Below are 11,764 nucleotides of genomic sequence, written 5' to 3' on the forward strand. Positions count from 1 at the left end.
AACATGACCTTAACCCTTTTATTTGTAATTATCGGTTTAGCACTGATTTTCGACTACATCAATGGTTTTCATGATGCGGCAAATGCTATCGCAACTATTGTAGCAACAAAAGTTTTAAGTCCGTTTCAAGCCGTAGTTTGGGCTGCATTCTTTAACTTCTTAGCCTATTGGGTATTTGGTTTTGGCGTAGCCGATACAGTTGCCAAAACTGCACATACCATGGATATTAATTTAGTGGTAATCCTCGCTGGTGTAATTGCAGCTATTATTTGGAATTTATTTACCTGGTGGTTCGGTATTCCATCGAGTTCTTCGCACACCCTAATCGGTGGTTTTGCGGGTGCTGCTATTGCGCATGCAGGCATAAATGTAGTAAATTGGTATAAAGAAGGTAAATCTGGTGAAATGCCAACAGGAGTATTGGTAATTATTGGCTTTATTGTGCTTGCACCTTTTATCGGTGCAATTGTATCATACTTTATCTCGATTTGGCTCCTGCACTCTTCGAAAAAAAGCATTTGGCCAAAAGTATTTACTTCGGTTTTAATTATAGCCACAGTATGGTTCGTTACTAAACAAATGCTTTTTTATAGCGAAATTGAAAAACCCCGTTTTGAATCCCATTTTTTAAGCGTAATACTAGAATCGCATAACATTAAATGGTTATTGGTTGCTTTTATTGTCTTATCGATAAGTTTCTTTTGCTTAATTTTTAGCAGCTTGAACTTATCGCAATCTACCGCTTGGTTACGAAAAATGCAGTTATTATCTTCTGCATCGTTTAGCCTAGGCCACGGTGGTAACGACTCACAAAAAGTAATGGGCATTATCGCTGCAGCAGTTGTGGTTTATATCCATACCAGTGGGGTAGCAATGGAGAGTTTACCAACCTGGCTTCATGTGGCCCTGCCTTCTAAAGGACCTAATGGTGAAGAAATTGCTGGACACATGCCTGCTTGGATACCCTTAGCTTGTTATAGTGCCATCGCTGCCGGGACTTTAAGTGGCGGATGGAAAATTGTGAAAACGATGGGCTCAAAAATAACTAAAGTTACCCCTTTTGAAGGAGTAACTGCTGAAACTGCAGGTGCATTAACTTTATATTTTACCGAACACTTAAAAATCCCTGTAAGTACTACGCACACCATCACCGGTTCGATTATTGGCTCGGGATTAACGAAAGGCGTTTCTGCTGTAAAATGGGGGGTAACGATAAAATTAATCTGGGCGTGGGTATTAACTATCCCGATCTCGGCTTTATTAGCAGCGATTATTTATTATATTTTGAGCTTTTTCTTGGGATAAAGATTATTTCGACTATCTCGTCTCCGCGCTCACTAGATATGACGATTTCTTCAAGTAGGAATAGACTCAAGACTATGTATTCCCGACTCTAGACTTTCTTCATGTCTTCCGCAACTTGCTGGTCGTTCGCATCGTTGCTCGAAGCTAAATGATTGATAATATTTTCCCTATTTACAGCGGGGTGGTTTTGGCTTAATTTGAAAACGCCAGTCATACTTTCTACTGAAATCTCGAAACCACTTATTGCTTTTAGGTTTTTCTCGATGTAGTCTTCGCTCATGTGATGAAATGCCGCCTTGCTTGTTTCAGGATTTTCGTAACTATTGGTTAATTCTTTAATTACTTCTCGGGTTTCTGCCTCGTTCAGCAACTTAATTTTTCCTTTAGCTTGTACAGCACTATAATTCCAGGTTGATGCAACTGCCGGATCTCGATAAACTGAAGCACTAATGTAAGCATGAGCCCCCGTAAATAAGGCTAACACATTTTCGTTTTTAGCACAGGCTTGATGATGATCCGTTTTTTTCATTACGTGACCGATAAGAACGATTTTATCTTCACGATTTTCAATTTTCACGGGAACTTGCGTAGCTACAGGATAATCGCCATCATAACCGATAAGGGTGATAAAAGAATGGGCTTGCATAAATGCGACAAGCTTATCTGTATCCTTTTCTTCGAATTGAGGGTTTTTATACATTAGAATTGAACAGATAGAGTAACAGCATTATGTCCGACTGGGCGAAAATTCCACTTGGGACCTTCTTTTACTAAACGAATGGCCTCTTCATCATGTATTTTATCTATGCCATATTGAACTTTTATATCTGAAGGACGCCCTTCCTTATCAATATCAAAACGAAGTAATACATCCTTGTAAATGTATCCGTTTTGTGTTAGCCTATTATTAGATTTCAAATACTTATTGTAAGAAGGCAAACCATCAATTGGTGTGGGTCCCCCTAACACAATGTGATAAGGTTCGGTGGGTTTTATGAGTTGCACAATAATTTCTTCGTTTGGAATCGCGTCTACTTGCTTAGGTAGATACCCCCCATGGAGAACATTAAGCTTTGGATTACCCGTGATACTATCTAATTTTAAACTAAATTCGCCATTTGAGTTCACGATTACCATTTTCCGACCTTCATTCAGCTTTACAACCGCGCCAGCAATTGGCCTATTATTTTCATCTAAAACAACTCCTTTAACAACTAGATTATTTTTTTGAGCCTCTAGCACCTTTTTATTAACCCCTTCTGCGTTAACAACCACTTCATTTAATGATTCAGCGCTTGGTCTTAATTCGATAGCAAGATTTTCATTATTTTTAACGCTTACCTCTTTAGGCATAAAACCTAAATATGCCACATTAAGTGTGGGGTTTTTTAATAGGCTATCTATTGCTAAATTAAAATGTCCTTTTTTATCTGTGGTTACGCTTTGCGAAGATTCTTTTAACTTAACCGTTGCCCCTGGAATAGGCATTTTATCGTCACCATAAACCACACCATTAATTAGATTACGTCTGTTAATTTGTATTCCCGCAACCTTTCCAGATAAAGCAGAAGCAGCTTGTTTCACTGCTAACTCCTTTTTTTTCTCCTGAGCCATTGTAGTACGTAAAGATATCTCGTCGTTTTTATTCTCCAATGAAGCTTTTGAAATATCGGCCGCTGAATTGATGGCCGTTAGGGTTGCTTTTGTGGGTTGCTTTGGTAATTTATTTGCATACCTATTCTTCTTTGTTTCACCAATCAGTTTTTCCACTTCTTCCTTTGCCTTTATGCTCGCCTTTTCCGGTTCATTCGTAGCTGCTATCGCCACTTCAACTTTTTTTGGTGCACTTGCTGCAATCTTTTCGCGGTTACTACTTTCCCTCATCCAAAACAATAAACTCACCGTTACAAAAAGCACAGCCGCAGCAGCTGCAATACTTAATCGTTGCGAAGTAATCTGCCAACGTTTAACTTCAATCGGTTTTTGAGCAATTCGCTCTTGCAATTGCTTTTGCAATAAAGATAAAGATTGCGTTCTTTTTGGCGACAAACTTAAGCCCGCTAAGGCTTCGGCCACAAATGGATCTTCGAGCGAAATTCGCTCAATCCGATGCATAGTTTTGGCATCAAGCTTACCATCCAGGTAATCTTCCAATACATCTATAGCTAACCACTCGTTATTGTTCACTGTTCTTTTCTATGCAAATTTTCAAATTCCGTTTTCCATTTTGGATATAACTCTTCACTTTTAACATATCATATCCTGTTATATCAGCAACTTCTTTGTAGCATTTTTCTTGTAAATAGAATAATTCTACACTTTTGCGCTGCTCTTCTGGTAAGGTTTCCATACATTTCTCCATCACCGTTAACTGTGTCTCTTTTGCATCGTCGATATCAAGATGCACAAAATCGTTGTTTTCCACAAAATTATCTTCTAAAGAAACGGTTGGATTTTTAGACGACTTCCGTAGGGCCATCAGACAATGATTACGCGAAAGAACATGCAGCCAACTTTTAAAGTTTTGTACCTGATGTACTTTTAGCTTTACCACCAACTCTTCAAAAATTTGCATTACCGCATCTTTACTTTGCTCTTCGTCTTTAAAATAGTTAAAGCAGACCCCAAAAACCAAATGCATGTATCGGTTATAAAGCACACCCAAAACCTCCAAATCGCCATTTAGCTTGTAGCTAGCAATAAGTGCAAGGTCGTCTTGCGTATTGTCTTTAGATGTGTTTTTTATAAACTTCAAAATTGGGTTTTTCCGAATTATTTGCTCAAGTATAAAAAATATTTTTCGATAAGGGTATGGAAATCTGATAAACCTTACATCACTATTAAAAAACCAATCACCTTTTATTCACTTAATAAACTCAATCATGAAGAAATTTTTGACACCCATTTTCCTGCTCATTCTTTTTGTAGGATTTAAAGCAGGTACGCTCCGAAACGTAAGCGGACAAGTGCTTTCTGATGCCGACGGACTAGCCATTGCTGGTGCCCATTTAAAAAGTTTTCCAAGTCAGACTTTGGCCGTTACCGATGGCAAGGGTAAGTTTACCATGCAACTACCTGAAACCGATACTAAATTAACTATCACCTATATGGGTTTTACGAGCCAGACCATAAAATTGGGGAACCAAAAGTTTATCGATGTTAAGCTTAAGGTAAACAACAACCACTTAAAGGAAGTAGTGGTTACAGCTGGGGGTATTATGCATCAAGAGGCTCTATCGTTTGTAGCTCAGAAGGAGAGTAAAAGGTACTCAGGCTTGCAAAGCAAAGTTGCAGGGATGCAAATATCGCCCGCAGCAACAGAAAGCTATGTCGGCATTAGCGAAAATGAATTCCATAACGTGAGCAAAAGCCCATTATCTACCTTCTCTATTGATGTTGATGCAGCGTCTTATAGCAATGTTCGAAGATTTATCAACAATGGCAACCTCCCTCCAAAAGATGCGGTTCGAATTGAAGAAATGATTAATTATTTTGATTACGAATACGAGCAACCAATTGGCAACAATCCCGTAAACATTGAAACGGAGTTAGCCCCTGCCCCATGGAATAACAAGCATAGATTGGTTAAAATTGGCTTAAAGGCTAAAAGCATACACACCGACAATCTACCTGCTTCAAATTTGGTGTTCTTGATTGATGTGTCTGGCTCGATGAACGCAACCAACAAACTACCTTTACTGATTTCATCCCTAAAATTATTAACCGATCAACTAAGAGCAAAAGATAAAGTAGCTATTGTAGTGTATGCCGGCAATTCAGGTTTAGTTCTTCCAGCTACCAATGGTGACGCTAAAGGGACCATTAAAGAAGCTTTAAATAAATTAGCTGCAGGTGGTTCAACTGCAGGTGGTGAAGGCATACAACTGGCCTATAAAGTAGCCAGCGAGAACTTTATAAAAGGTGGAAATAACCGAATCATTTTAGCTACCGATGGCGATTTTAATGTAGGTGCAAGTAGCGATAGCGACATGCAACAATTAATTGAACAAAAGCGAAAAAGCGGAATATTTTTAACCGTTTTGGGCTATGGAATGGGGAATTATAAGGACAGTAAAATGGAGATTTTAGCCAATAAAGGAAATGGAAATTATGCCTATATCGACAATATCAATGAAGCCAGAAAAGTGTTGGTCAACGAATTTGGTGGAACATTGTTTACGGTAGCAAAGGATGTGAAATTACAGATCGAGTTCAATCCAGCAAAAGTACAAGCATACCGTTTAATTGGCTATGAAAATAGAATGCTTAAAGACGAAGATTTTAATAATGATTTAAAAGACGCTGGAGAAATGGGTGCCGGCCATACCGTAACCGCACTTTACGAAATTATACCGATTGGTATAAAAAGTAGTTTTGCCGGGTCGGTAGATGATTTAAAATATCAAGCTACACCTAAACCAGAATTTTCATACCCAGGCAATGAAATGTTAACGATTAAATTACGCTATAAAAAACCCGATGAAAACACTAGTAAAAACCTACAGAAAGTGGTAATGGATAACGTACAAACCAATACAAGTGATAACTTTAGGTTTGCAGCTGCTGTTGCAGAGTTTGGAATGCTTTTACGTGGGTCAGATTTTAAGCAGAATAGCAGTTACGAGCAGGTAATCGCATTGGCAACTGCAGCCTTGGGCAAAGATAAAGAAGGCTATCGCGCTGAATTTTTAAAATTGGCGAAGTCTACAGCGTTAATGGCAAGAGATTTGCTTACTATTGCAAAAGAAGAATAAGGGTTAGCTGAATAAACACTAATCTTTTAAAGCAAATCATATGAAGAAGATTAGTGTTTATTTTTTTGCCGCGGTTCTACTTACATTAAGCGGTTGTGATGTGCAAAGCCAAAATAAAATCGGGAGCATTTTAAAGCAAATTCCAACCAATGGCAACCCTACTGTTTTAGAAATTGGAGCAGGCCTAAAGCAAGCATTAGAAATTGGCACTTCACAAGGTTCTGATAAACTTTCGGCGAAAGATGGATTTTTAGGAAACTTGGCCATCAAAATTTTATTTCCTCCAGAAGCGCAAAAAGTAGAGAAAACGCTACGTAGCCTTGGTTTCAATGCATTGGCCGACAATGTTATTGTAAGTATCAATCGTGCTGCCGAAGATGCTGCAAAAGAAGCCAAACCAATTTTTATTGCCGCCATTAAGCAAATGACCATTACCGATGCTACTAACATTTTGCTTGGCAACAAGGATGCAGCAACCACCTATTTTAAGCGCGTAACTACCCAACAACTCTTGCAAAAATTTGAACCTGTGATTACTACAAGTTTAAGTAAAGTTGGGGCGACTAAATATTGGAGCGATGCAGCAAGTGCATATAACAAAATTCCATTGGTTAAACCTGTGAATACGAATCTTTCAAATTATGTTGCTCAAAAAGCGATAGATGGAATGTTTTATCAAGTAGCCTTAGAAGAGTTAAAAATTAGGGAAAATATTAGCGCACGTTCTACTACTTTATTGCAGAAGGTTTTTGGTTATGCCGATACGAAGAAGTAGTAATTTGCTTTTTGCCTTAATTTAAGGTACTTTTATGCAGTATTTTACAACAAAAAACATTGGATTTTAAAGATTTTAATTTTAACCCCGAACTTTTAGAGGGTTTACTGGCCATGGGTTTTAAGAACGCTACGCCGATACAACAACAAGCCATTCCGCTTATTTTAGCCAAGAAAGACCTTATTGCATGCGCACAAACGGGGACCGGAAAAACGGGTGCTTTTTTATTGCCGATTATGAATATGCTTACCGAAAATCACGATAGGCATAATACTACCTTAATTCTTACCCCAACACGAGAATTGGCTCAACAAATCGATTTGCAGGTAGAGGCACTCTCCTATTTCACTAATATTAGTTCGTTAACTGTTTTTGGCGGAGGCGATGGCATTGCCTATGAACAACAGAAACGTTCGATGCGTGAAGGTGTAGATATTATTATTGCAACACCTGGGAGATTGATCGCTCATCTTTCGTCGGGTCTGTTAAAAATGGATCAATTAAAATATTTAGTGTTAGACGAGGCCGACAGAATGTTGGATATGGGTTTTTATGAAGACATTATGAAAATTGTTGGGTATTTACCAAAGGAACGTCAAACGGTAATGTTTTCGGCAACCATGCCGCCAAAAATTAGAAAATTGGCAGCAACTTTATTACAAGAGCCTGAGCAAATAAGTTTAGCCATTTCGAAACCAGCAGAAGGTATCAATCAGCAAGTTTACCTGATCCACGACGAGCAGAAAGTACCTTTACTTACCGAAATTCTTAAATCGACCACTTATAAACGGATTATTGTTTTTGCTGGACGAAAAGAGAAAGTGAAAGAGCTTGGCAAGGTTTTTAAAAAATTAGGCCTTCGGGCAGCCGCTTTCCATAGCGATTTAGAGCAGAAAGAACGTGAAGCCCTTATGCTCGATTTTAAAAATAGCAAGCTTGATGTAATTATTGGAACGGATGTGCTAAGCAGAGGTATCGACGTTACAGGTATCGATTTAGTGATTAATTTTGACGCACCTCAAGACCCAGAAGATTATATCCACCGTATCGGTAGAACGGCAAGAGCCGAAACTAAAGGAACAGCCATTACCTTGGTTAACAATAAGGATAAACGAAAATTATCAAATATTGAGAAGTTAATCGAACGACAAATAGAACGCATGCCTTTGCCAGAACATTTAGGCGAAGCACCATCCGCCGATGCGGCACCAGAAAGAACAGCTTATCCTAGAAAGAAGAAGTTCTTTAAGAAGAAACCGAAACCTACGGTTTAGTTGCGAGTTGTGAGACTTGGCGCTTAACTAAAAGTAAATTTCAATTTTGCCCTAAAAATTCATTACTTTTAGGCTATGCAAAACCTACCGCCATTAGCCGAACGGATGCGCCCTCAAAATTTGGACGAGTATGTAGGGCAAAAGCATTTGGTTGGTCCCGAAGCGGTATTGCGTAAAGCGATAGAAAGTGGTCAACTCCCTTCTATGATTTTTTGGGGTCCACCAGGAGTAGGTAAAACTACCTTAGCATATATCATTTCCCAAAGCTTAGATCGGCCATTTTTTAATTTAAGCGCCATAAATTCTGGTGTTAAAGATATTCGAGAAGTAATCGATAAAGCCGCTGCATTGAAAGATAGTTTCTTAGGCTTGCCTATCTTATTTATCGACGAGATCCATCGTTTCAGTAAATCGCAGCAAGATAGTTTGTTGGGTGCAGTAGAGCGAGGGCTCGTTACCTTAATTGGTGCCACTACAGAAAATCCATCTTTTGAGGTCATATCGGCTTTACTTTCTCGATGCCAAGTCTATATTTTGCAAGGCTTAAGTGAGGATGAGCTATCTGGACTTTTACAAACAGCAATAGAAAAGGATATAGTTTTAAAAGAGAAAAGGATTAAAATCAAAGAGCACGAAGCATTGATTCGCTTATCTGGGGGGGATGCAAGGAAATTACTCAATGTTCTTGAAATCGCGATCAACGGTATCGGAGGAAACGAAATTACGCTCACCAACGAAAGTGTACTAAACCATGCACAACAAAATCTTGCGCTATACGATAAAGCAGGAGAACAACATTATGATATTATTTCGGCATTCATTAAATCTATCCGTGGTAGCGACCCAAATGCGGCGGTCTATTGGTTAGCGAGGATGATCGAAGGCGGAGAAGACCCGCTATTTATTGCACGCAGATTATTGATTTTATCTTCTGAAGATATTGGGAATGCCAATCCGAATGCCTTGCTTTTAGCAAATAATTGCTTTACGGCCGTAAATGTAATCGGGTATCCAGAGGCTAGAATAATTTTATCACAATGCGTAACGTATTTAGCCTCATCGCCTAAAAGTAATGCTTCGTATGAGGCGATAAATAAAGCCTTGGCATTGGTGAAACAAACTGGCGATTTACCCGTCCCATTACCTATACGCAACGCACCTACTAAATTAATGAAGAACCTTGGGTATGGAAAAGATTATCAATATTCGCATGGATATGAGGGGAATTTTTCTCCGCAAGAATATTTTCCTGAGCAATTAAGCGGCACCAAGTTGTACGACCCAGGAAAAAACCCAGCAGAAGAAAAATTGAGAGAGAAACTAAAACAGAATTGGAAAGAAAAATACAACTACTAATATGCTATCAACTTTTTTAAATCACCAGTGGAAAGATTTTTGGCGCAGCCGAAATAGAGGAGGCAGTATTGCTGCTCAAATTTTACTGGGTTTCTTTATGCTTTATTTCTTGGCTTTGGCCGTTGCTGCTGGTTTTGGCATGCCTTTTCTCCTGCCAAAAATCTTCCCTAATCAAGATGTAATAAAAAGTTTTAATGGTTTAATCTTATACTACTTTGCACTCGATTTTTTATTGCGTTTGCAATTACAAGAACTACCAACGCTGAGTATCATTCCCTACTTACATCTAAATATCACCAAAAAAAAGATTATCAACTTCTTAAATGTTAAAGCTTTATTCTCTGGATTTAACATCATGCCTATTTTTATCTTCTTTCCATTTTGTTTCATGACGATAATTGGCTTGCAGGGTTATTTTGCAGGGCTAATGTATATTATTGCTATCCTTTCAATTACAGTATTTAACAATTATCTCATTTTATATATCAAAAGGAAATCGATTACCAACCTAATTTATACCGTAAGTGGTTTTATATTGATTGGGGGATTTGCTGCCTTAGAATATTATAAAGTAATTTCTATAATGGCGGCATCTAATTACGTGTTTAGTGCCATGGCTAGCTACCCGTTTTTAGGATTAGCTTTTACGCTTGCTGCATTTGGTGTCTTCAAGATAAATTCTGAATACCTAGTACGGAACCTTTATGTTGAAGAATTAAGTAAAAAACAAGAGAAAAAAGTAAGTACAGACTATGCCTTTTTAAACCGTTTTGGTAAAGTTGGGGAGTTGGCGGCATTAGAGTTAAAACTGATTCTTCGCCATAAGCGTTCAAAAACAACGGTAATGATGGGTTTCCTCTTTTTATTCTATGGTTTTATATTCTATAAAGAAAAAGCATTGAATAGAGATGCGTTTGAAATGATGATATTTGGTGCGATATTTATGACTGGCTTTAGTATTCTTGGTTACGGTCAGTTCATGTTTGCTTGGCAAAGTGCCCATTTTGATGGCTTATTAACCAGTAAAATGAATTTTAAGAACTACATAAAGGCAAAATTCTTACTGTTTACAATAGCTTGTACCATTACTACTGTTTTAGCAAGCTTTTATTTCTTTCTCAGTCCAAAACTTCTTTTGTTGCATGTTGCTGCCTATTTATATAATATTGGTTTTAGTACGGTTTTGGTACTTTTTCTTGCCACTTTTAATTACAAAAGAATAGACATTACGAAAAGTGCAACCTTTAATTACCAAGGCGTAGGTGCCGGGCAGTGGCTATTGATGATTCCATTTATGGCAGTGCCTTATTTAATTTTTTGGCCATTTAGCGCCATGAATAAACCCTATTGGGGATTAATTGCCATCGCGGCATTTGGCCTCCTCATGGTATTGACTCGAAATTTTTGGGTCGATATTATTTTTAAAAGATTTGAACAACAACGATATAAAATAGCCGAAGGCTTTAGAGAATAAAATATGTTAGAAATTAAGAATTTAACCAAAACCTACGGAGAAAAAACTGTAGTTAACATTCACCAATTAACTATTCGTGAAGGCGAAACGATTGGTTTAGTAGGAAATAACGGTGCGGGAAAAACTACTTTCTTCCGTATGATACTCGACCTAATCCGCCCTACCACGGGTGAAGTTTTATCTAAAGGCAAGAATGTAATGCAAGGCGATGATTGGAAAAATTATACTGCGTCTTATTTAGATGAAGGCTTTTTAATTGATTATTTAACCCCCGAAGAATACTTCATATTTATTGGGAGTTTGCATCAGTTAAGTGTTGCAGATGTAGGTAATTATTTAAAAACCTATGAGGAATTTTTTAATGGAGAAATCTTAAATAGCAAAAAATACATAAGGGATTTCTCTAAAGGAAACCAGAACAAAGTGGGTATTGCGGCGGCTTTAATGCAAAAACCAGAATTGTTGGTGTTGGATGAACCTTTTGCAAATTTAGATCCGACAACACAAATTAGGCTTAAATCGTTAATTAAATCGCTAAAAACTAAAGAACGAGTAACCACATTAATCTCCAGCCACGATTTAAATCATGTTACCGATGTATGCGATCGCATTATATTGCTAGAGAAGGGCTTAGTAATTAAAGATTTTTACACTGACGAAAATACACTAAAAGAATTAGAGGCGTATTTCTCTGAGTAAAAAATGTTGTGGGTTGCGAGTTGTGAGTTGTAGGTCTAGGCGCTTATAACTAAATCTGTACAGTAAACTAGTCAATTTTTTCCATAGATTTTATCTATATCAGCATAGATAATCTTTATTTCACGAT

Annotated in this window: 10 protein-coding genes; 7 read left to right on the forward strand and 3 right to left on the reverse strand. The window is 37.8% G+C overall.

The window, feature by feature from the left end; genetic code table 11:
* The first annotated feature begins 3 nt into the window (after window positions 1-3).
* Entirely contained in the window at window positions 4-1,305 is a 1,302-nt protein-coding gene (locus WG904_RS03880; RefSeq protein ID WP_339577971.1) for an inorganic phosphate transporter, read from the forward strand.
* Between the two features lie 88 nt (window positions 1,306-1,393).
* Here WG904_RS03880 and WG904_RS03885 read toward each other — a convergent pair whose 3' ends face one another.
* Genes WG904_RS03885 through WG904_RS03895 form a run of 3 tightly spaced genes read right to left on the reverse strand, consistent with a single transcriptional unit; the run spans window position 1,394 to window position 4,060 of the window.
* On the reverse strand, window positions 1,394-2,005 hold the full coding sequence (locus tag WG904_RS03885; RefSeq protein WP_339577972.1) for an FMN-binding negative transcriptional regulator: 612 nt from the start codon (window positions 2,003-2,005) through the stop codon (window positions 1,394-1,396).
* Window positions 2,005-3,492, reverse strand: a complete 1,488-nt coding sequence (locus tag WG904_RS03890; RefSeq protein WP_339577973.1) for a carboxypeptidase-like regulatory domain-containing protein — start codon at window positions 3,490-3,492, stop codon at window positions 2,005-2,007. The genes WG904_RS03885 and WG904_RS03890 overlap by 1 nt, the downstream gene beginning before the upstream one ends.
* The gene (locus WG904_RS03895; protein ID WP_339577974.1) at window positions 3,482-4,060 is read right to left on the reverse strand and encodes an RNA polymerase sigma factor; all 579 of its coding nucleotides are present in this window, start codon (window positions 4,058-4,060) and stop codon (window positions 3,482-3,484) included. The genes WG904_RS03890 and WG904_RS03895 overlap by 11 nt, the downstream gene beginning before the upstream one ends.
* Window positions 4,061-4,187: 127 nt before the next feature.
* Here WG904_RS03895 and WG904_RS03900 point away from each other — a divergent pair, with 127 nt between their 5' ends.
* From WG904_RS03900 to WG904_RS03925, 6 genes are all read left to right on the forward strand, one after another.
* A complete protein-coding gene (locus WG904_RS03900; RefSeq protein ID WP_339577975.1) occupies window positions 4,188-6,059 on the forward strand; it encodes a vWA domain-containing protein in 1,872 nt (623 codons plus the stop codon).
* A 40-nt stretch (window positions 6,060-6,099) separates the two neighbouring features.
* Window positions 6,100-6,834: a DUF4197 domain-containing protein gene (locus WG904_RS03905; RefSeq protein WP_339577976.1), complete on the forward strand. Its 735-nt coding sequence runs from the start codon at window positions 6,100-6,102 to the stop codon at window positions 6,832-6,834.
* 59 nt (window positions 6,835-6,893) lie between these two features.
* On the forward strand, window positions 6,894-8,108 hold the full coding sequence (locus WG904_RS03910) for a DEAD/DEAH box helicase (protein WP_339577977.1): 1,215 nt from the start codon (window positions 6,894-6,896) through the stop codon (window positions 8,106-8,108).
* Window positions 8,109-8,183: 75 nt separating this feature from the next.
* On the forward strand, window positions 8,184-9,464 hold the full coding sequence (locus tag WG904_RS03915; RefSeq protein ID WP_339577978.1) for a replication-associated recombination protein A: 1,281 nt from the start codon (window positions 8,184-8,186) through the stop codon (window positions 9,462-9,464).
* A 1-nt stretch (window position 9,465) separates the two neighbouring features.
* The gene (locus WG904_RS03920) at window positions 9,466-10,938 is read left to right on the forward strand and encodes a DUF5687 family protein (protein ID WP_339577979.1); all 1,473 of its coding nucleotides are present in this window, start codon (window positions 9,466-9,468) and stop codon (window positions 10,936-10,938) included.
* Between the two features lie 3 nt (window positions 10,939-10,941).
* Entirely contained in the window at window positions 10,942-11,637 is a 696-nt protein-coding gene (locus WG904_RS03925; protein WP_339577980.1) for an ABC transporter ATP-binding protein, read from the forward strand.
* The last annotated feature ends 127 nt before the right edge of the window (window positions 11,638-11,764 follow it).

Source organism: Pedobacter anseongensis (assembly GCF_037482965.1).
In the GTDB taxonomy this organism is placed as follows: Bacteria; Bacteroidota; Bacteroidia; order Sphingobacteriales; family Sphingobacteriaceae; genus Pedobacter; species Pedobacter anseongensis.